Source organism: Nitrospirillum amazonense (assembly GCF_007828035.1).
Taxonomy (GTDB): Bacteria; Pseudomonadota; Alphaproteobacteria; order Azospirillales; family Azospirillaceae; genus Nitrospirillum; species Nitrospirillum amazonense.
The window spans coordinates 128,071-153,192 of the sequence record NZ_VITV01000006.1; the positions used below are offsets into that span (position 1 = coordinate 128,071).

A 25,122-nucleotide genomic window follows, 5' to 3' on the forward strand; every position below is an offset into this window, starting at 1 on the left:
TCACTCCTCATTACAAGCGAATGCCATGGATTTCTAAGGCGGCCCGCCCTTCTGGGCCGGACCGCGGCAAAAATTTATTCAGTCCGGAATCCGTGTCAAGAGGGGTGGCGCAGGGGCTGGGCCAAAAATTTCCGACCCCGGTTCCACCGCCCCAATGGACCGCCGCGGTGGCAGGCCAAGGACGGTGACCCGGTGCCAAGTGGGCATTGCGCCCGGACCAGATGCCTCAGCCGGTCGGTTGCCTATGCCTTGGGTATAGGCGCGGTCGTTTTGAACATTCCCAGTGTCTCACATTGCTTTTTCAATTACGCATACAATTGTACTTATTTGAATTAAATTGCTCGTCCACGAAATATTAAGTTGTTCACGTCGCCAATGTTTGACCGTAACTGCCGCGATTATAACTGACTAATTCTGACATTTACGGGCAAAAATTCCCGTTTTAGGGGCGGTATCACAAATCATCACATATTGTCGTAAATTTTCACTCTTCCAACATTCACTCTTTATTAAGTGCTGCGCTATTGACTATCGCCGTTCTAGTGCGCCATTGTCGCACCACCCTCAAAAGCGATATATCCGAAAGTAGCTGATTCTCCAGCCCCATCCCCCTTTCGCCTGAGCCGTTCTTGCCCGCCGGTCCCATCCAGGTTCGACACCCTGGGGACCGGGTTTTCCGTTGTTTGCCGCCGCCATCCCGTCCGCCGTCGCTTAAGCCCCAAGGTACCCCTGGAAATGACCAAGACCGCCCAACCCCCCCTGTCGCCCTACGCGCGCATGGCCCACAAGCGGGCGGTCCCGGGGCGTAGCCGACGTGCCCTGAGAATGGCGGCCCTGACGACGGCGGCCTTGTTCATCACCCTGCCGGCGCTGGCGCAGCAGGCCCAGCCGCCGCGGCTGCCGTCCGGTGCCGAACCGGGTCGCGAGGCGCCTCGGCCGGTCATGCCCACGCCTGGCGCACCCGGCGGCGCCATCACCGTGCCCAAGGCGACGGCGGCCCAGGCGCCGCAGGGGGCCGAGCAGTACAGCTTTGCGCTGAAGGGGGTCGCAATCGAAGGCGCCACCGCCTTCCCGGCCGATGAACTGGCGGCCTTCTACGCCAGCCTGGTGGGCAAAACGGTCACCGTGGCCGACATGTTCAAGGTCGCCAACGACATCGAGGTACGCTATCGCGAGGCCGGCTATATCACCAGCCGGGTCGTGGTGCCGGAGCAGACCATCGAGGACGGCCACTTCCGCATCCAGGTGATTGAGGGCTTCGTCGCCGACATCCGGTTCGACGACGACATCGGCCCGGCCCGTGCGGCCGTCGCCCGCCTGCTGGAACCCTTGCGCGGCGTCACCCCCATCAGCGTGGGCGAGATCGAGCGGCGCCTGCTGCTGGCCGACGACCTGCCCGGCCTGACGGTGCGCGCCAGCCTGGAGCCATCGCCCACCATCCTGGGCGCCTCCATCATCGTGGTGAAGTCGGAACGCAAGGCAGTCGATGCCTCGCTGGCCTTCGACAACCGCAACACGCCCTATGTCGGCGCCTTTGAATGGGTGGGTTCCGTCTCGGTCAACAGCTTCGGCGAGCATGCCGACCGCCTGACCCTGACCAGCAAGGTGTCCACCCCCTTCCGCCGTGAATGGTTCGTCCAGGGCGGCTACCAGGGCATGTTCAGCAGCGACGGGCTGACGGCCGGCCTGACCTCCAGCTTCTCCCGCGCCAGCCCGGGGCAGGAGCTGGACCAGTTGAACGTCCACAGCCGCGTGGCGTCCGAGACGGGCACCGTCACCTATCCCATCATCCGCTCGCGCCTGGAAAACCTGCGCGCCTTCGGGGAGTTCGAGTACCGCGACATCCGCACCACGCTGGGCGCCGACCTGTTCAACCAGGACCACCTTCGCATCTTCCGCGCCGGCGTCAGCTACGACAAGACCGACACCTGGGACGGCATCACCGCCGTGCGCGGCACCGTGCACCAGGGCCTGGACATCCTGAACGCGACACCGCGCAAGTCCGACTACGCCTCGCGTCTGGGTGGCAACGCCGACTTCACCAAGTTCACGGTGGACGTGACCCGCGTCCAGCAGCTGCCGGCCAACTTCAGCCTCCTTGCCACGGCCACGGCGCAAATGTCGCTGGCGCCCCTGCTGGCCAGCGAGGAGATGGCGCTGGGCGGCCCCAACTTCGGCCGCGCCTATGACGAGGGCGAGATCTCTGGCGACAACGGCTGGGCCGGCTCGCTGGAGCTGCGCTACACGCCCGTCGTGCCCGAGCTGTTCCCCGAAGGGATGCAGTTCTACGCCGTGTTCGACGGCGGCCGGGTGTGGAGCCTGTCCAACTACCGCCCCACGGGTCGCGTCACCGTGGCGTCGGTGGGCGGCGGTGTCCGCATCAACATGGCCAAAGAGCTGTTCACGACCCTCGAGGTCGATCAGCCGCTGGACCGCCAGGTTCAAACCCAGGGCGGAAAGCCGACCCGGGTCTTCTTCAGCATCACGGCGCACTACTGAGATCGGAACGGGGAAATCCAATCATGAACCACGGCAGCTTTTTCCGCCCCCGTTCCGGCGCCAACCGTCCGGGCACGCAGCAATCCCAGGCCCTGCCGGGCATGAAGCGCTTCCGCGCAGACCTGCGCGGCGCGTTGATGGCGTCCGTCGCCGGGCTGGCGGCGCCGACGCCCAAGATGGCCAACCGCCGCAACCGGCGCGCCGGCCGCACCGCCATCTTCTTCGGCACCACGCTGGGCGCCTACATTGTCTCGTCCCTGCTGTCGGCGGCGCACGCCAACCCCACCGGCGGCACGGTCACGGTGGGCCAGGCCGTCATCGACGCGTCCAAGCCCAACACCCTGACCATCACCCAGGGCACCGACAAGGCAGCCATCAACTGGCAGTCCTTCAGCATCGGCGCCGGTGAAAAGGTCGACTTCCTGCAGCCGTCCAGCAGCAGCGTCATCCTGAACCGGGTCATCGGCAACGACCCGTCCAGCATCTTCGGCCAGCTGACCGCCAACGGCACGGTCATGCTGGTCAACCCCAACGGCGTCATCTTCGGTGCCGGGTCCCGCGTCGACGTGGGCAGCCTGGTGGCCACCACTGCCAACATCAGCGACGCTGATTTCCTGGCCGGCCGGTACGCCTTCAACCAGGCCTCGGCCAATCCCAACGCCGCCATCGTCAACGCCGGCGACATCACCATCAAGGACAGCGGCCTGGCCGCCCTGGTGGCGCCCAGCGTGCGAAACTCCGGCGTCATCCACGCCAGGCTGGGCCGCGTGGCCCTGGGCGGCGCCCAGACCTTCACCCTGGACTTCCAGGGCGACGGGCTGCTGAGCTTCGACGCCAGTTCCGCCGTCACCGCCCTGCCCCACAACGCCGACGGCACGCCCGCGCAGGCGCTGGTGGTCAATTCCGGCCAGATCGCGGCCGAGGGCGGCACCATCGAGCTGTCGGCCCGCGCCGTGAAGGGCGTGATCGACCACGTCATCAACACCGACGGCGTGCTGGTCGCCACCAGCGTCAGCGCCAAGAACGGCAAGATCGTGCTGTCGGGCGGGGACAGCGGCACCGTCGCCGTCAACGGCACCCTGAACGCCAGCGGCAAGGACGCGGGCCAGACGGGTGGCACCGTCATCGCCACGGGCACCGACGTGGCCGTGGCGACGGGCGCCGTGGTTGACGCCAGCGGCGACGCCGGCGGCGGCCACATCGCCATCGGCAGCGACGGCACCGGCACGACGCTGGACACGGCCAAGTCCCTGTCGCAGAGCGTCAGCCTGGCGGCGGGCGCCACCGTGAACGCCGACGCCGTGACCAGCGGCAACGGCGGCCGCGTCAGCCTGTTGTCCCAGGACAGCACCCTGTTCTCCGGCACCATCAGCGCCAAGGGCGGGGCCCTGGGCGGCGATGGCGGCTTCGCCGAGGTGTCCAGCCACAACGGCGTGGCGCTGGCGGGTGACGTCAGCCTACAGGCACCTAAGGGCAAGACCGGCACCTTGCTGCTGGACCCCACCACGCTGACCATCACCAGCGGCACCAGCGGCAGCGGCAGCCAGGACAGCGCCATCAGCGGCGGTACCCTGGCCTCCACCGCCTCGGACGTGGGCCTCAACACCGTGTCCTCGGGCAAGATCGTCGCCCTGACCGCCACCAGCGACGTCGTGCTGCAGGCCAGCGGCCTGATCACCGTGGGCAACCTGGGCACGGTCAACCTGGGCAGCGGGCACAGCCTGACCCTTCAGTCCACCGCCACCGGCGGCATCACCTTCACCAGCCCGTCCACCACCGAGATCGTGGCCAGCGGCGGCGGCAACATCACCCTGCAGTCGCTGGGCATCGGCAGCACGATCACCAATGTTGCCAAGCTGACCAGCGACACCGGCGTCATCACCATCACGGCCAACGGCAACATCACGCTGGCCAACACCATCACCGGCGGCGGCGTGGGAATCACGTCGGTGGTGGGTTCCATCACCAACGTCGGCGCCACGAACCTGATCACAGGCAGCGGCAGCGGCGTCATCCTGTCCGCCCAGGGCGGCAGTATCGGCACGCCCACCTCGACCATCAGCACCCACACCCAGGGCCTGGGCCTGGAAACGGGCGGCAGCCTGTACGTCACCAACGACCAGACTTTGCTCGTCCTGGCGCTGAGCGCCACACACGCCCATCCGGGCGTCATCAACACCTATCAGCTGACCTCCCCCGGCCTGACGTTCGACGCGACCGACACGGGCAGCCTCAACCTCAACACACTGCAGCAGTCGTCGACCCTGTACGCGCAGGTCAGCACGGACCATGACGCGATCGTTGGCAACGTCAACGTCACCAGCAGCGGCGCCTTCTCCCTGACCTCCACCGGCGGCAACATCCTGGCCGGTGCCGGCAACACCGGCGCCACGCCCATCACCGCCGGCTCAGTCCAGCTGACGGCCCAGGGGACCACCGGCCTCAATGGCGCCGTGGGCAGCAGCGCCTCACCCCTGCAGACCGACACCGCCACCCTGCGCGTCAGCGCCGGCTCGGGCGGCATTTATGTCGGCAACGGCGGCGCGCTGGCACTGCAGAGTGCCGTCGCCAGCGGCACGGTGAGCGTCGCCACCGCCGGCACCCTGACCGTCGGCACCGTCACCGGCAACACCGTGACGCTGACCAGCACGGGCGGCGCCATCCTGGATGACTCCATCGCCACCACCAGCATCAGCGCCAACAACCTGAACCTGAGCGCCTCCACGGGCGTCGGCACGCATGGCGGCCCGCTCACCAGCAACGCCGCGACCGTTCAGGCCACGACGAATACCGGCGGCGTCTTCCTGAACCTGACCAACCCCGTCGTCACCACTCTCGCAAACGTGAGCGCCGGGGCGGGCGCCGTCGAGGTCGCCACCGCCACCAACACGGTCGCCACCGCGGTTTCCTCCGGCGGGGGCGCGGGCGACGACATCACCATTACGGTGACGGGCGGCGCCCTGGCGGTGAACACCATCAACGCCGGCGCCTCCGGCAACGTCACGCTGACCACCACCTTGGGCGGCAACAATGGCGACGGCATCGGCGCCATGGGCAGCGGGTCGCTGATCACCGGCCGGAACCTGGTGCTGAGCACCTCGTCCTACAGCTATGTCCAGCTGTACACGGCGGTGCAGAAGGTGTCCGGCACGTCCGGCACCGGCATCACCATCGAGCAGAGGACCGGCGACCTGACGGTGGGCGACCTGGCCACGACCTACGTCCCCAGTTCCACCAGCAACCCGCTGTCCCAGCCGACCTACCCCAAGATCAAGATCCTGGCGGACGACGGCAGCGTCACCGTCGCCGGCACCGTGAAGTCCCTGGGCAGCACCGCCTACACCGGATCGGTGGAAATCCAGGCCAGTGGCGCCATCCTGGCGGACAGCGGCGTCACCACCGCCATCACCTCCGACAGTGTGGAGCTGGAGGCCGGCCGGAACGTCGGCACCACCGCCTCGCACATCAAGACCAACACGACTGAACTCTATGTCTCCGCCGTCGGCGACATCTACCTGGACAACGCGGTGGCCTTCACCGAACTGTCCATCGACGATCAGCACACTTCAGCCGGCGTGATCAACACGGTGGCCGTCACCGCTCCTTACCTGACCTTCGGTATCAGCGACGACGGGTCCAAGTTCACGCTGACCAACATCGTCGGCACCACCATCGACAGCCTGAGCTTCGCCAGCGATGAAACGCTGGTGCTGGGCCATGTCCAGGGCGCCGCGGACAGCAACATCAGCCTGCGTTCCTACGACGGCGACATCCTGGACGACGGCAACAGCCAGACCCGCGTCACCGGCTATTACGTCGCCCTGCAGGCCGACAGCGGCAAACTGGGCACGTCCGCCAGCCCGCTGAACATCAATGCCCCCCGCCTGGAGCTGACGACCGAGGGCGACCTCTACGCCAGCGACATCGCCGACCTGACGACCCTGTCGCTGACCACCAATCACCGCACCAACGGCAGCGTGAACACCTATCAGCTGACGGCGCCGTCGCTGGTGTTCAACATGACGGACAGCACCAGCGGCACGTCCATCAACACCCTGACCGACGTCACGGGCCTGTCCGCCACCTACGTCAACGACCGTACGACCACCCTGGGCGACATCAACGTCACGCGGTCGGGCTCGCTGAACCTGACGGCCCAGTACGGCAGCATCCTGGATGACGCCAACACCGCGACCCAGGCTCTGGCCGGCAGCATCACTCTGACCGCCACCTGGACGGCCGGCGGCCTGGGCACCGCCGCCCACCCGCTGCAGTTGGCGACCGGGGACCTGAAGGTGGCCGCCAATTCGGGCGGCACCTACGCCCAGATCTCCATGCCCGTCAACTCCACCACCAACGTGGTGAAGCTGAGCACGGGCAACTACAACAGCGGCACCATGATGGTGGAGGCGCTGCAGGGCGACCTGGCGCTGGGCACCATCACCACGACGGGCCAGTCCGTCACCCTGAAGGCCGACGCCGGTTCCATCACCAATCCCAACACCAGCGGCGGCGGCACCCCCAGCTACAGCACGCTGACGGTGGGCAGCGGCGGCACCGTCAGCCTGACCGCGTCGGGCGCCATTGGTAGCAGCGCCGCCCCCATCCTGATCAGCGCCTCGGGCGGCACACTGAACGCCACGGCCACGACCGGCGATGTCTACGTCACCAACGCCGGCGCCCTGAAGCTGGGCGCCATCGGCGCCAGCGGCACGGTGGGTGTCACCGCCACCTCCGGCAGCCTGACCGACGACGGCGACGCTACCACCACCGTCGCTGGCACCACCGTCATCCTGACCGCCGCGTCCGGCAGCGTTGGCACCTCGGCCAGCCCACTCAGCGTCGCCACTGCCAACCTGGCCGTCACCGCGCAGGGCAGCATCCAGGTGGCCGACAGCGCCGCCCTGTCCAACCTGACCCTGGCCAGCACCAGCACCAGCGCCGCCAACAGCTTCTCCGTCGGCGCCGCCAACCTGACCGGCTTCGCGCTGAGCGACAGCGGCAGCCTGTATACCCTGACCCAGCTGACCAGCACCTCCGCGCTGAACTTCACCTTCACCGGCGGCCATGCCCTCACCGTCCTGGGCCCGGTGAACGGCAACACCGGCACCGCCAATTACGGCATCAGCACCGACGGCGGCGCCGTGACCCTGGCGTCCACCGCCGGCAACGTCACCATCGGCAGCATCGCGACCGGCGGCGGGGCGGCGACCATCACCAGCGGCGCCGGCGGCGCTCTGACCGTCACCAGCCTGGCCACGGGCGGTGGCGCCGCGGCGTTGACCGCGGGCGGCGCCCTGACCATCACCGGCCTCACCACCACGGGTGGCGCCGCCACCCTGACGTCCGGCACCACGGCCGCCCTGTCGGGCGTGGACACGGGCAACGGCGCGCTGGGCATCACGGTTGGCAGCGGCGACTTCACCGTCGGCGCCCTGACCGCCAGCAGCGTCTCGATCAACGCCAGGGCCGGCAACATCAAGGACGACGGCGACAGCACCACCAAGATCACGGCCGGCACGGTCTCGCTGACCTCCGGCACCGGTTCCATCGGCGTGGCCGGGACCAGCGACAGCGACACGTCCAAGTGGATCGCCCTGTCGGGCACCACCAACCTGACGCTCAGCGCCCCCACCAACATGTATGTGGTGGATGACCACGCGCTGACGGCGCTGGCGTTGAGCTTCACCGGCAACAACAGCGCCGGCGTCTTCAAGCTGACCGCCCCCACCCAGACCTACATCATCTCCAGCGCCAGCGGCACGCTGAGCGTCAACCGCGCGGGCGCCACCTCCGGCGGCACCGGTGATTTGAGCACCTTCAGCCTCTACGCCCGCGAAAGCGTGAACGTCGGCACCGTTTCGGCGACGGACAGCATCTCGGTCACCACCGACAACACCACGGCCAACATCGGCTTCCTCAGCGGCTTCGGCGGCTTGATTTCCGCCAATGGCACCGTCAACCTGACGACCAAGAACGCCAACGCCAGCAACGGCAACATCGGCGCCAGCACCAACTCGGTGTCGATCGAATCCACCACGCTGAACATCGATTCCGTGGGCGCGATCTATGTCGACGACGCCGGTCTCGCCAACCTGTCCATCATCAGCCGGCACGTGTCGTCGTCGGATAACGACAACAACATCAAGATCACCGGCTATTTCCTGCAGAGCTCGGGCCTGATCGTCGGCGACGGCGCCACCCAGTCGCTGGCCAACGGCAGCGTCTTCGCCGCCAAGAACGGCTCGCCGGCGCTGAACTTCAGCTACACGACCGACCGGGCGATCGCGGTGATGAACAACATCACCGGTAATTCCGTCTCGCTGACCTCCACCGGCGGGTCCATCACCGGTTCGTCCGGCAAGACCATCACCGCCGGTTCGGTCAGCCTGTCGGCCCTGGCCAAGGACGCATCCGTCGGCACATCCGGCCAGGCCGTCGGCGTCAGCACCGCCAACCTGTCCATCGCCTCGGCCGGCAGCATGTATGTCGCCGACAGCGCCGCGCTGTCGTCCCTGACGCTGAATTCCACGCTGACGCAGAGCGGCACCCTGTCCGCCGGCTTCGGCATCACCGCCAGCAACATCACCGACAGCATCACTTACAGCAACAGTGGGCCCTATGGCCTGCAGATCGGCACCTTTACCGCCAACAGCGGCAACGTCGCGCTGAGCGTCACGTCCAACCAGCTGATCACCGTCGGGACCATCAACACCGGCACGGGCAGCGGCGCCGCCGTCACGCTGACCACCACGGGCGCCATCCAGGCCGCCACCAGTTCCTCGCGCATCACCACGGGCGCTCTGACGCTGAACGCCACGGGTGTCAGCATCTACAACGACGGTATCGATCCCTTCCTGACCACGGCCAGCAGCCTGGCGGGGACCATCGTCACCCTAGACCCGAACACCAAGCTGGCGACCGGGGGCAGCATCAACCTGTCGAACACGGGCGACCTGGCGCTGGGCGCACTGACCGTGGGCAACACGGCCAAGATCACCACCAGCGGCGCCATCACCAGCAGCGGCGGCACCGTGTCCGCCCCCATCGTGACCATCAAGGCCACCGGCGGATCCATCGGCACCAGCGGCGCCCACCTGAGCGTCGATACTCAGGCCCTTTCCCTGGACAGCGGCAACGACATCTATGTCGACGCCCGGTCGGACCTGTACGCCCTGAACGTGACCGACCGTCACGCCACGGCGCGGGCCAACACCCTGGCCATCACAGCCCCGCACCTGGTGTTCACCGTCACCGACACCGGCAGCCGGTTCAACCTGGCGAACGTTGTCGACGCCAGCGGCCTGGACTTCAGCTTCACGGGCGACAAGGACATCCAGATCGGCATCGTGAACGGCCAGATCGGCCGCACGGTGAGCGTCGCCTCCACCAACGGCAGCCTGACCGACAACGGCGCCGTGATGCTGACGGGTGACGAGGTCGATCTGGCCGCGACCGGATCCATCGGCACGGCCGGCGCGCATATCAAGACCACCGCGCTAACGCTGGACGTCCGCACCGGCGCGAACCTCTATGTCGACAACGCCACGGATCTGTCCGCCCTGTCGGTGGAAACCACCCAGGCCGCCGCCACCGGCGGCGTCTTCTCCATCACCTCGGGCGGGGCCTTCGGCTCGGCCACGCCGACCCTGACCTTCTCGGGCGGCGACGACGGCACCTACACCCACTTCGACCTGGTGACCGACAGTACCGGCATCAACTTCAGCGGCACGGCCGAACACAGCCTGAAGATCGGCACCATCGACACGCGCGCCACCGGCATGCTGGCCGGCGGCCTAGTGACGCTGTTCAGCGACCAGAGCATCCTGGCCATCGACGGCACCAACCGGATCACCGCGGCGGAGACGTCGCTGACCACCTGGAACGGCGGCGGATCCGTCGGCAGCGGCGCCACGGCGCTGAACCTGTCCACCCCGCTGCTGGACATGGACACCAGTGGCAGCGTCTACCTGAATTCCGATACCCACATCGACGCGCTGGACCTCTACACCCGCCACCCCACGGCCAACGCCAGCACCTACAGCATCACCTCACCCGACCTGACCTTCGGGATGAGCGACGGCGGCACCGGCGCCAGCCTGACCAACATCGTCGATACCACCGGCCTGGCGCTCACCGTCACCAGCGACGCCACCCTGACCGTGGGCACCGTCAACCTGGGCACGGCCGGCACGCTGGCGCTGCACACCACCAGCGGTGACATCAAGGGCGACGGCAACGGCAGCACCGGTGTGACCGCCGCGACCCTGTCGCTGGTGTCGGACAGCGGCGCCATCGGCACCTCCGGCGCCGGCAACGAGATCGACGCCCAGGTCAACACCCTGACGGCGAACGCCCAGAGCGGCGCCGTCAACCTGGGCTTCTCCGCCTCCGCCGCGCTGAAGGGCCTGACCGCCGGCGGCGATGTCATGCTGAACAACAGCGTGGGCGACATCGCGCTGGGCACCATCGAGTTGAACGGCCACAACCTGACCGTCGACAACGAGGGTGGCTCCATCCTCAGCGGCACGCTGAACGACACCGCCACGGTGACGCTGATCGCCCAGGGATCCATCGGCAACGTCAGCGCCATCACCACCTCGTCCAACGGCGCCGCCACCACCCTGAACCTGACCGCCCACGCCGCCAACGGCGCGACGGGCGGCGTCAATGTCAGCGAAAGCAACGGCAACCTGGTCGCCAGCAGCATCCTGGCCCCGGGGGACGTGACGCTCACGGCCGTCGATGGCGCCATCACCGTCGGCACCATCAACGCCGGCACCGCCGCGGTCAGCCTGACGGCCGGTGACGGCGACATCCTGGCCATCAACGGCAGCAACCTGATCACCGGCGGCAGCGTCATGCTGGTGACGGACAGCGGTAGCGGTCATTCCATCGGCGGTGGAAGTGGCGGCGTTCTGGTTGTGTCCACGCCGGTCCTGTCGCTGACCAATACCAAAGACATTTACCTCAACGACAACACCACGCTGACCAAGCTGACGCTGGACCGCACCGGTGACTACACCGGTGGCGGCACCATCCAGCTGAGCGTCCCCGGCTTCACGGCCGCCTGGGTCGACAGCACCACAACCCTGAACCTTACCTATCTGGCGCAGTCCGGCCTGGACCTGACGTTGCGGACCAACCACAACGTCGCCGTCGGCACGATCAACCTCGGCAGCACCGGCAAGCTGGACCTGGAGGTCGACCCGGCATCGGGCAACGGCGCCATCACGGCGACCAGCGGCAGTTCCTCCATCACCGCCGGCAGCCTGACGCTGGCGGTCTCGTCGGAGAGCAGCATCGACGGCAGCAGCATCGGCGCCTCCGGCACCCTGCTGAAGGTCTCGGCCACCGACTTCACCGCCACGGCCGGCCAGGGCGGCATCTACATTGCGCCCACGTCCAACATCAACCTGTCGAACGTCACGTCGGGCGGCGCGCTGACCGTCTCCACCACCTCGGCGGTCGACATCACGCTGGGCAGCGTTTCCTACGGCAACGGCCAGGCGCTGACCGTCACCACCGCCGGCGCCATCCTGGGCGGCGGCGGCGTGCTGCAGGGCGGCAGCCCCAGCACCGTCGGCAGCTACGGTGCCATCAACCTGACGGCCGGCACCGGCATCGGCGGCGTGGACGCGCCCCTGCAAATCTCCGCCACCAACAACGCGGTGAATGCCACCGTCACCGGTACCGGCGACATCGTCATCAACAGCCAGGGCGCGATGCTGGGCGGTCTCACCACCGCCACCCATGATGGCCAGATCGTCATCACCTCCGCCGGGTCCCTGTTGCTGAACGGCGCCACCTCGTCCACCGACAACTCCGGCGACGGCATCTCCGTCACCGTCAGCAGCGGCAACCTGACGCTGGGCGGTGCCATCACGGCCGGGGCCACCCAGGGCAACATCACCCTGACCGCCAACAGCGGCAGCATCCTGGCGAGCAACGCGCCCACCATCAGCAACGAGGTCAGCGCCTTCTCCGTCACCGCTGACGCCACCACGGGCCTGGGCGGCTCGGGCAAGGGCCTGAACCTGGTGGGCCAGCGGGTGAACGCCCTGACGCAGGGTGGTACCATCTACCTGTCGCCGCAGGCCACCACTACCCTGGCCTACATCTCTTCCGGCGGCGGCGCCGTCAACATCGTCGGCAACGGCGGCCTTTACCTGGGTAACGTTCTCTCGGGCGGCGGCAACATCACCGTCTCGGGCAATACCGGCACCACCGTCTACGCCGGCAACGTCAACGCCGGCAGTGGCAATGTCACCATCGTCGCCAGCTCCAGCGGCGGTGCCATCCTGGACGACGGTCTGGACCTGACCCGCGTCGTCGGCAACACCGTCTCGCTGAGCGGCGCCACTGGCGTCGGCACGTCCACCCGCGCCGTCCAGACCACCGCCAACAGCCTGACCCTGGTCGACAACGCCGGCGGCGCCGGCATCTATGTCGACGACAACAACACCAGCGGCGTCACCATCACCAGTTCCACCGCCGCCGGCGGCAACACCGTCATCACCACGGCGGGCCCGACCACGGTGGTCAGCGCCACCGCCACCTCCACCACCGGCGGCGGCAACGACATCACCATCACGGCCGCCACCGGCAACCTGACCATCGGCGCAATCAGCACCAACACCGCCAGCCTGAACGGCGGCACGCTCACCCTGACGGCGACCAACGGGTCCATCCTCGCCCGCGCCGGCAGCGACACCAACCTGACCGGCTACAACGCCAGCCTGTCGTCCAAGAGCGGCATCGGCACGCTGACCGATTTCGCCAGCGGCGCCGGCGCCCCCATCGTCACCGCCGTGACCAACCTGACGTCGCTGTCGGCCACCGACGCCGGTTCCATCATCAACGTCAAGCAGACCGGCAACCTGACCCTGGGCACCGGCACCAATGTGACCCTGGGCACCAACGGCTCCGTCTATCTGCAGGCCACCGGCAACATCAACGTCAGCAGCGGCCTGCCCAATGTGGGCACGGGCAACCTGGCCCTGCTGGCCGGCGGCACGCTGACCCTGCCCTCGGCCGGCGTCAGCACCCAGGGCGACCTGTACCTGAAGGGCGTCACCGACATCGTCGCCACCGGCGCCACCCCTCGCGCCCTGACCATCACCGCCGACAGCCTGAAGTTCATCAGCGGTGCCGCCGGCGGCACTATCAGCCTGACCACCACGGTGGGCGCGCTGGACGCCGAACTGACCGGCACCGCCACCGCCGCCAACTTGACGGTCGGTAACACCGGCGCCCTGTCGGGCCTGACGCTCAGCACCGCCAAGGGCAACATCACCTTCACCAACGACGTCGGCTTCACCACCACGTCGGTGACGGCGGCCGGCACCACGCCGACCGTCAGCCTGACGGCCAGCACCGGCGACCTGACCGTGGGCGCGAACGGCATCAGCGCCGGCGCCACCGGCACGGTCAACCTGACCGCCACGACCGGCGCCATCAGTGGTGCCGGCGGCGGCGCCATCACAGCCAATACGCTGAACCTGACCAGCCTGAAGGCCATCGGCAGCGCCGTGCAGGCGCTGAGCGCCACCGCCGCCACCCTGTCGGCCACGGTGACCGGTACCGTCCTGGCCAATGGCGCCGGCGACTACGGCATCTACCTGTCCGCCCCCGGCACCCTGTCGCTGGCGGGCCTGACCACGGCGGACGGCGTCGTCTCCATCACCGGCGGCGGAGCGGGCACCACACTCACGTCCACCGGCGGCATCACCGCCGGCAACGGCCACGCCATCACCCTGACCAACAGCGGCGGCGCCATCACCGTCAGCGGCAGCATGAGCGGCGCCAGCCTGGACGCCACCGCGACGACCATCAGCGTCGGCGCCCTGACCACCACCGGCGCCCAAAACTACACCGGCAACACCACCGTCACCGGCGACCTGACGGCCAGCGCCGTCACCGTCACCGGCAACCTGACCTTGGGCGGCACCGGCACCCGCGCCATCGACACCAGCGGCGGCAACGGCGCCATCAGCATCACCGGCACCCTGACGGGCGCCACGCACAGCCTGACCCTGACGGCCGGCACCGGCGCCATCACCCTGGGCGGGGCCGCCAGCGGCATGGGCGCCCTGTCCGCCACCGGCGCCACCATCAACACCAAAGGTGTGTCCAGCACGGGCAACCAGTCCTACACCGGCGCCACCACCCTGAACGGCACCTACGGCACCGGCAGCGGCACCTTTACCGTGACCGGGGGCGCCACCCTGGGCGGCGACACCACCATCACCACCACCAACGCGGCGGCGGGCTTCTCCTCCACCCTCGACGGAGCGCATGACCTGACCATCGGCAGCGGCACGGGTGCCGTCACACTGAGCGGCGCCGTGGGTGGCACCACTCGCCTGGGCGCCCTGACCGTCAATTCCACCGGCACCACCACCTTCACCAGCGCCGTGAAGGCCGGCAGCGTCACCACCAACGCCGGCGGCAGCCTCGTCCTGACGGCCGGCACCGTAGACGCCGCCGGCATCATCAGCCTGGGCGACAGCCTGACGCTCAGCGCCGACACCACGCTGAAGGGCAGCACCGTCACCCTGGGCGGCGGCGTAGAGGGCGCCCACGACCTGACCATCACCGGCAATGCCGTCTTCAACGGCACCATGGGGGCCGACACGCGCCTGAGCGGCCTGTCGGTCAGCGGCACGTCCGCCATCAACACCACCATCATCAGGACCACCGGCACCCAGACCTACACCGGGGCCACCACCCTGGATGCCAACACCACCCTGACCGGCACCACCGTCGGCTTCGGCGGCACGCTGGACGGCGCCAAGACCCTGGCCATCACCGGCAACGCCAGCTTCGGCGGCGACGTGGGCGGCACGACCAGCCTGAGCAGCCTGTCCGTCAGCGGCACCAGCAGCCTGCCGGGCAACGTCACCACCACCGGCACCCAGGCCTACACAGGCGCCGTCACCCTGGCGAACGACACCACCCTGACTGGCACCACCGTCACCCTGACCAACGGCGCCAACGGCACCACCGCCAACACTCAGTCGCTATCCGTCGTCGGCAACCTGGGCACCAGCGGCGCCTTCGGTGCCACCACCCACCTGAAGAACCTGTCGATCAGCGGCACCGCCAGCCTGACCGGCACCACCACCACCGGCGGCACCCAGACCTACGGCGGGGCCGTCACCCTGGCCGGCGACACCACGCTGGCCGGCACCACCATCACGCTGGACAGCACGGTCAACGGCGCCCACAGCCTGACCATCACGGGCGACGCACTCATCGCGGGCACCATCGGCGGCAGCACCGCCCTGACCAGCCTGTCGGTCAGCGGCGCCAGCACCCTCAGCGCCGCCACCATCACCACGACCGGCACCCAGACCTACGGCGGGGCCGTCACCCTGGCGCGCAGCACCGGCGCCACCGTCCTGAACACCACCAACAGCAACGTCCTGTTCAGCGGCACGGTCGACGGCAACGGCGACGTGGTGTCGGGCAGCGACGGCCTGACCATCAACGCCGGTACCGGCAACATCACCTTCAGCAGCACCATCGGGGCCACCACCCGCGCCGGTACCCTGCAGTTCTACAGCGGCGGCACCACCAGCTTCGGCAGCGCCATCAAGGCGGGTTCGGTTTACACCGACAGCGTCGGCACCCTGGCGTTGAACACCGGCAGCGTCGATACCACCGGGTCCCAGGCCTATGGCGAGGCGCTGACCCTGACCGCCGACACCACGCTGAAGGGCAGCAACATCATCCTGAGCAGCACGGTCGATGGCGCACACAGCCTGACCATCACCGGCAATGCCACCGTGAGCGGCATCATGGGCGGCACCACCGCCCTGAGCAGCCTATCGGTCAGCGGCACCGGCACACTGTCGAAGAACATCACCACCTCCGGTACCCAGACCTACACCGGGGCCGTCACCCTGGGCGCTAACGACGTGCTGTCGGGCAGCACCATCGCCTTCGGCGGCACGGTCAACGGCGGCCACACCCTGGCCATCACCGGCAACGCCACCTTCGCCGATACCGTCGGCGCCACCAACGCCCTGACCAGCCTGTCGGTCAGCGGCACCTCCGGCCTGAACGGCGGCAGCATCCGGACCACGGGCGGCCAAACCTACACCGGGGCGGCCACCCTGGGCGCCGACACCACCCTGACCAGCACCGGTAACGGCACCGTCGCCTTCGGCGGTACGGTGGATGGCGCCCACGGCCTGACCATCGCCAACGGCGGCACGGGCAACACTACCTTCGGCGGCGCCGTGGGCGGCACCGCTGCCCTGTCGAGCCTGTCCGTCAGTGGCACCAGCAGCCTGCCCGGCGCCATCACCACCACCGGCAACCAGACCTACACCGGCCTGGCCACCCTGTCGGCGGCCACCACCACCCTGGCCGGCGCCACCATCACCCTGAACGGCGGCGCCGACGGCACCACCGCGGACCAGCAGTCGCTGACCGTCACCGGCAACCTGGTGACCGGCGCTCTGGGCGCCAACCACCGCCTGAACAACGTTTCCGTCAGCGGCGCCGAGACCCTGTCGGGCAACGTCACCACCGCCGGCACCCAGACCTACAGCGGCGACGTCACCCTGGGCGCCAACGCCACCCTGACCGGCACCACCGTCACCTTCAGCGGCACCCTGAACGGCGCCCACGCCCTGGCCGTCGTCGGCAATGCCGACTTCAGCGGCGTCATCGGCGGCACCGCCACCCTGACCAGCCTGTCGGTCAGCGGCAGCAGCAGCCTGTCGGGCGACGTCACCACCACCGGCACCCAGACCTACACCGGCGTGGTCACCATCGCCGGCGACACCATCCTGACCGGCACCACCGTCACCCTGACCAACGGCGCCAACGGCGTCACGGACGGGGCGCAGTCCCTGTCCATCGTCGGCAACTTGGGCACCAGTGGGGCCTTTGGCGCCGTCACCCGTCTGAAGAACCTGTCGGTCAGTGGCACCGCCAGCCTGACCGGCACCACCACCACGGCCGGCACCCAGACCTATAGCGGCGCCGTCACTCTGGCGGGCGATACCACCCTGGCGGGCAGCACCGTAACCTTGAGCGGCACGGTCAATGGCGGGCATGCCCTGTCCATCATCGGCAATGCAGGCTTCGGCGGCGTCATCGGCGCCACCAACGCGCTGACCAGCCTGTCGGTCAGTGGCGCCAGCAGCCTGTCGGGCAACGTCACCACCACCGGCGCACAGACCTACACCGGGGCGGCCACCTTGACCGGCGCCGCCATCCTGACCACCAGCAACGGCGCGGTCGGCTTTGGCGGCACCCTTGACGGCAACAAGGCCCTGACCATCCAGGCGGGTTCCGGCAACGTCACGTTCGGTGGCGCCGTCGGCACCACCACCACCCTGGGCACGCTGACCGTGAATTCCAGCGGAGCCACAGCCTTCAACGGCGCGGTCAAGGCCGTTAACGTCGCCAGCGACAGCGCTGGCACCTTGTCGCTGGGCACCGGTTCGTTGGAAGCCCAGGGCACCCTGACGCTCGGTGAGGCCTTCAACCTGACCAGCGACACGGTGCTGAAGGCCACCACCATCACGCTGAGCGGGGCCGTCAACGGCGCCCACGGCCTGACCATCACCGGCGACGCCGTGCTGAACGGCACCGTGGGCGCTACCACCGCCCTGACCAGCCTGTCGGTCAGCGGCACCGGCAGCCTGGGTGGCGGCACGGTCCACACCACCGGTACCCAGACCTACACCGGCGCCGTGACCCTCTCCGCCGACGATGTGCTGACCGGTAGCGCCGTCGCCTTCGGCGGCACCGTCAACGGTGGGCACAGCCTGAGCATCACCGGCAACGCCACCTTCGCCGGCGCCGTGGGCGCGACCAACGCGCTGACCAGCCTGTCGGTCAGCGGTACCAGCGGCCTGAACGGCGGCGGCATCCGGACCACGGGCAGCCAGACCTACACCGGGGCCGCCACCCTGGGGGCGGACACCGTCCTGACTACCACAAGCAGCGCCGTCACCTTCGCCGGCACTGTGGACGGGGCGCGGGCCCTGACCATCACCGCCGGCAGCGGCACCGTCACCTTCACCGGGGCCGTGGGCGGCAACACCCGCCTGGGCGACCTGACGGTCAACAACAGCGGCACCCTGGCGATCAATGCCGCCGTCAAGGCCGCCAGCATCACCACCGATCTGGCCGGCGGCGTCACCTTGGGCGGCGGCACCATCGACACCACCGGCACCCAGGGTTATGGCGAAGCGGTCACGCTAACCGCCGACACCACGCTGAAGGCCACCACCGTCACCCTCAACGGCATGGTCGACGGTGCGCATGCCTTGGCCATCACCGGCGACGCCGCCTTCAACGAGGCCGTCGGCGCCACCGCCGCGCTGACCAGCCTCTCGGTCAGCGGCGACACCATCGTGAACGGCGGGGTCATCAAGACCACCGGCACCCAGGGCTACACCGGCGCCGTCCTGCTGGGCGGTAACGCCGCCCTGACCGGCAGCACCGTCACCTTCACCGGCACCCTGGACGGGCTGGCCAGCCTGGCCGTCACCGGCAACGCCGTGTTCAGCGGCGCCGTCGGCGGCACCACTGCCCTGACCGGCCTGTCGATCACCGGCACCTCGGCCCTGAATGGCGGCGCCGTCACCACCACCGGGGCGCAGAGCTACACCGGGGCCGCCACCCTGGGCGCCGACACCACCCTGGCCACCACCAACGGCGCCGTCACCTTCGGCGGCACGCTGGACGGCGCCCACGCCCTGACCCTGACCACCGGCACCGGCAACGTCACCCTGACCGGCGTGGTGGGCGGCATCACCCGCCTGGGCGACCTGACGGTCACTAGCGGCGGCGCCACCACCGTCACCAGCGCCGTCAAGGCCGCCAGCGTCACCACCAATGCCGCCGGCACCCTGGCCATTAATGGCGGCAGCATCGACACCATCGGCACCCAGACCTACGGCGAGGCCCTGCCGCTCAGCACCGACACCGTGCTGAAGGCCACCACCGTCACCCTCAACGGCACGGTCGACGGCACGCATGCCCTGGCCATCACCGGCAACGCCGTGCTGAACGCCGCCGTGGGCGGCATTAGTTTCCTGAGCAGCCTGTCCGTCAGCGGCACGACCACCATCAACGGCGGCAGCGTCGGCACCTGGGGGGCGCAGACCTACACCGGGGCCACCACCCTGGGCGCCAACACCGCCCTGACGGCCAGCAGCGCCGGCTTCGGCGGCACCCTGGACGGCGCCAAGACCCTGGCCATCACCGGTGACGCCAGCTTCGGCGGTTCCGTGGGCGGCACCAACGCCTTGGCCAGCCTGTCAATCGGCGGCGCCAGCGCGCTGAACGGCGGCACCGTCACCACCACCGGCACCCAGACCTACAGCGGCGACATCACCCTGGGCGCCGACACCACGCTGGCTACCAGCAACAACACCGTCATCGTCACGGGCATGGTGGACGGGGCCCACGCCCTGACCATCAGCACCGGCACGGGCAACGTCATCCTGGGCAACGCCGTGGGCGGCACCACCCGCCTGGGCGCCCTGACCATCAACGGCAGCGGCACCGCAACCCTCGGCGCGGCGGTCAAGGCCACCAGCCTGACCACCGACGCCGGTGGCGCCACCGACCTGTTCGGCGGCGTCGACACCACTGGCGCCCAGACCTACAACGACGCCGTCGTCGTGGGCGTGGACGCCACCCTGAAGGCCACCACCGTCACGCTGAACGGCACGGTCGACGGCACGCACGCCCTGACCGTCACCGGCGACGCCGTACTGAACGGCACGGTGGGTGCCACCCATGCCCTGGGCAGCCTGTCGATCAGCGGCGCCACCGCCCTCAACGGCGGCGGCGTCAAGACCACGGGCGGCCAGACCTACAGCGCGGCCGCCACCCTGGGCGCCGACACTGCCCTGACCACCACCAACGGCGCGGTCACCTTCGCCGGCACGCTGGATGGGGCCAAGGCCCTGACCATCACCGCCGGCAGCGGCACCGTCACCTTCACCGGGGCCGTGGGCGGCAACACCCGCCTGGGCGACCTGACGGTCAACAACAGCGGCACCCTGGCGATCAATGCCGCCGTCAAGGCCGCCAGCCTGACCACCGACCTGGGCGGCGGCGTGACCCTGGCCGGCGGCAGTGTCGACACCACGGGCGCCCAGGCCTATGGCGAGGCCGTGACCCTGGCCGCCGACACCACGCTGAAGGCTACCAGCGTTACCCTCAACGGCGCAGTCGATGGCGCGCACAGCCTGACCGTCACCGGCGACGCCGCCTTCAACGAGACCGTTGGCGCCACCACCGCGCTGACCAGCGTCTCGGTCAGCGGCGATACCATCGTGAATGGCGGCGTCATCAAGACCACCGGCACCCAGGGCTATACCGGTGCCGTCCTGCTGGGCGGCAACGCCGCCTTGACCGGCAGCACCATCACCGTCACCGGCACCCTGGACGGGCTGGCCAGCGTAGCCGTCACCGGCAACGCCGTCTTCGGCGGCGCCGTCGGCGGCACCACCGCCCTGACCAGCCTGACCGTCAGCGGCACCAGCGTGTTGAATGGCGGCGCGGTCACCACCACGGGGGCGCAGAGCTACACCGGGGCCACCACCCTGGGCGCCGACACCACCCTGGCCACCACCAACGGCGCCGTCAGCTTCGGCGGCACGCTGGATGGGGCCCACGCTCTGACGCTGACCACCGGCACCGGCAACGTCACGTTGACCGGTGCCGGTGGCGGCACCACCCGCCTGGGCGCCCTGACGGTCAATAGCGGCGGTGCCACCACCTTCGGTGCCGCCGTCCAGGCCGCCAGCGTCACCACCAGTGCCGCCGGCACCCTGGCCATCAACGGCGGCAGCATCGACACCACTGGCGCCCAGACCTACGGCGAGGCCCTGCCGCTCAGCACCGACACCGTGCTGAAGGGCAGCACCGTCACCCTCAACGGCACGGTTGACGGCGCGCATGCCCTGACCATCACCGGTGACGCGGTGCTGAACGCGGGTGTCGGCCTCACCACCAAGCTGACTACCCTGACGATCAGCGGCACCACCCTGCTGAACGGCCACAACGTCCGCACCACCAGCGTGCAGAACTACCAGGGCGCCGTCGTCCTGGGCGGGGCCGCCACGCTGGCCGGCGACACCGTCACCTTCGGCGACACGCTGGACGGGGCCTACATCCTGGCCGTCAACGCCAACGGCGTATTCAACGGCATCGTGGGCGGCACCACCGCCCTGTCCCGCCTGTCGGTCAACATCGGTACCGCCACCCTGAACGGCGGCGCCATCACCACCAGCGGTTCGCAGAGCTACAACGTCGCCGCCGTCCTGGGGGCCGACACCACGTTGGTCACGACCGATGGCGGCTCCATCGGCTTCGGCACGCTGGATGGGGCCCATGCCCTGACCATCAACGCCGGCAGCGGCAACGTCTTCCTCACCAAGGCCGTGGGCGGCACCACACGCCTGGGCGCCCTGACCGTCACCGGCAGCGGCACCACCACCGTCACCAGCACGGTCGCCGCCGCCAGCGTCACCACCGGAACCGGAACCGCCCTGGTGCTCAACGGCGGCAGCGTCGACACCACCGGGGCCCAGACCTACGGCGGTACCGTCACCCTGGGCGCGGACACCGTCCTGACCGGCAGCACCGTCACCCTGTCCGGCACGCTGGACGCCCAGACGGCTGGCGGCCAGTCCCTGGCTATCGTCGGCAACGCCGTGATGGACCAGGCGGTGGGCGGCGCCACGGCGCTGAACACCGTCCGCGTCAGCGGCACCGCCCTGTTCGGCGACCCGTCGGTCACCACCACCGGCGACCAGATCTATGCCGGCGCCGTCACCCTGGGCGCCGACACCACCCTGACCAGCACGGCCGGAACCATCACCCTGGCGGCCGGCGCCAATGGCATCGCTGCCGGTGGCCAGTCGCTGATCCTGGTAGGCAACACCGTGCTGACCGGCACCTTCGGCGGCACCACGGCCCTGAACGCCCTGTCGGTCACCGGCACCGCTGCCCTGAACGGCAGCGTGACCACGGCCGGCGTGCAGACCTACGACGGCGCCGTCACCCTGGCGGGCGACACCCGCCTGGGCAGCGGCGGGGCGGTCACCTTCACCGGCACCCTGGACGGCGCCCAGGCGCTGACCATCACCGCCGGTACCGCCGATGTCACCCTCACCGGTGCGGTGGGCGGCACCACCCGCCTGGGCAACCTCAGCGTCACCACCGGCGGGGCCACCACCTTCACCAGCGCGGTCACGGCGGCCAGCGTCACCACCGACGCCGCCGGCACGCTGGCGATCAACGGCGGCAGCATCGACACCACCGGCATCCAGAGCTATGGCGAGCGGGCGGTCATGGGCGGCACCACCGTCCTGAGCGGCAGCCTGGTCACCCTGGCCGCCGGCGCCGACGCGGCGGCGAACCTGGAGGGGACGCCCGCGCTGACCATCCGGGGTGACGCCAGCCTGTCGGGCGATATCGGCGCCAACGCCGCCTTCTCCAGCCTGAGCGTGACCGGCGCCACCACGCTGAACGGCGGCGCCGTCCGCGCCGGCCAGCAGACCTACACCGGCCTGGTCAGCGTAGCCGGCGGCAGCGTGCTGTCGGCCGATACCGGCATTACCCTGACCACCGGTGCCGCAGGTGCCGGCAACCTGACCGTCAGCACCTCGGGCGGCGACATCGCCCTCGGGACCCTGGCCCTGACCGGCACCACCACGGTCACCAGCAACGGCGGCTGGGTGCATGCAGGCACCGTCGCCACCGAGGCCTTGTCCATCACCACCAGCGGCGGCGACATCACGTTCAGCGGCCCTGCCACTCTCGCGGGTGACAGCACCCTCAGCACCGGCCACGGCGCCGTCACCTTCGCCGCACTGAACAATGGCGGCGCACTGGTGATCAACGCCGCCGGCGGCGACGTCACCTTCGCCGGCGCCATCGGTGGCGTGGGCGGCGCGCTGGGTACCCTGGCGGTCAACACCAGCGGCGCCACCACCTTCGGCGGTGCCGTGCGGGCCACGTCGGTGACCACTGACGCCCCGGGCTCGCTGTTCCTCAACGGCGGCAGTGTCACCACCACCGGCGCGCAGACCTTTGGCGAGCGCGCGGTGCTGGGGGCGGACACGGTGCTGACCGGCACCACCGTCACCCTGTCGCAAGGGGCGGACGCCAAGACCGCCGGTGGCCAAGGCCTGACCGTGGCCGGCACCCTGGTCGCCAACGGCGCCCTGGGCAGCGGCACCGCCCTACGCCAGGTGTCGGTGACCGGCCCGGCCGCGCTGACCAACGCGTCCGTCACCACCACCGGCGATCAGGCCTACAGCGGCGCCCTGACCCTGGGCACCGACACGGTCCTGACCGGTGGCACCCTCACCCTGACAGGCGGCATCGACGGCGCCCAGGCGTTGACCCTGGCGGGCAACGCCATCCTCAGCGGCGCCATCGGTTCCAACCAGGCGCTGAAGAGCCTGTCGATCAATGGCAGCAGCAGCCTGAACGGCGGCAGCATCGTCACCACCGGCGCGCAGACCTACGCCGGCGCCGTGTCGGTGGCCGCCGACCAGAGCCTGACCAGCACCGGCGCCTCGCTGGTGTTCGGCGGCACGGTGGACAGCGCCAGCCGCGCCGCCCTGAACCTAGTGGCGGGCGACGCCATCCAGGTGTCGGGTGCCGTCGGCGGCACCGGTCCGCTGGGTGCGCTGACCCTGTCGGCCAAGGGCAAGGCCACCTTCGCCCAGGCGGTAAGGGTCAACAGCCTGATCGAAACGGCGGCGGGCGACGTCACCACCTTCCACGGCACCCTGGTGGCGGACGGCAGCGGAGGCCTGCAACTGGCGGGCAACGGCTTCGTCTTCGACCAGGCGGTCTCGGCCACCGGCGGCGCCATCACGCTGAACGACACCAAGGCCGACGGAACGATCAGCTTCGCCAGTGCCGCCAACGTGTCGGCGGCGGCGGGCTTCGCCCAGACGGGCGGCGCCAGCTTCCTGCTGCCAGCTAGCATCACGGTCACCAGCGGCCCCATCACGTTTGCCACGGTGGCGACGCTGCCCGCCGGCAGTGCCAGCATCACCACCAACGGCGACATCACCATGGTGGGTCTGCAGGGCCCGGCCACGGCCCTGACCATGGCGTCGGGCACGGGGGCGCAGCGCATTGGCATCGCCAACGGCCTGCCCACGCAGACCATTGTCGTCGCCAGCCTTAAGGTACCCACCGCCGCCTCCGCCAAGATGTACGGGACGGTGGCGTCCAAGCAGCAGTCTCTGGCGGCCGGCGCCATCGACAGCCCGCTGAAGGGGGCACCGTGGTTCATCAACGACACGCCCTGGGGCCCGACCGATACGGTCAGCACCGTGGCGGCGACGGTGGTGGCCAAGGTGCCGGTGCCGAGCACCCCCGGCGTCACCGCGCTGTTCACCGGCACGGTGTCCAACACCGGCATCACCCCGGACGCCCTGTCCGCCTACGTCTCGCCGCAGGTGCTGTCGGCCGGCGGCAACAGCGTGGTGGGCGCCAGCGCCCAACCGTCGGTGCTGACCACCTCCGGCACCACCCCGACCCCGGCCGGCGTCAGCACCCCCTCCACACCGCTGACCACGACCGGTACTACCGAGGAAAACACCCCCCGCTGAGATC

The 25,122-nt window shown here is 69.5% G+C and carries 2 protein-coding genes; both read left to right on the forward strand.

The window, feature by feature from the left end:
- Window positions 1–735 precede the first annotated feature (735 nt).
- Window positions 736–2,499 (forward strand): ShlB/FhaC/HecB family hemolysin secretion/activation protein, encoded by a 1,764-nt coding sequence (locus FBZ87_RS18080; protein ID WP_246134471.1) that lies wholly within the window; start codon window positions 736–738, stop codon window positions 2,497–2,499.
- A gap of 23 nt (window positions 2,500–2,522) precedes the next feature.
- On the forward strand, window positions 2,523–25,118 hold the full coding sequence (locus tag FBZ87_RS18085; protein WP_145611912.1) for a filamentous hemagglutinin N-terminal domain-containing protein: 22,596 nt from the start codon (window positions 2,523–2,525) through the stop codon (window positions 25,116–25,118).
- The last annotated feature ends 4 nt before the right edge of the window (window positions 25,119–25,122 follow it).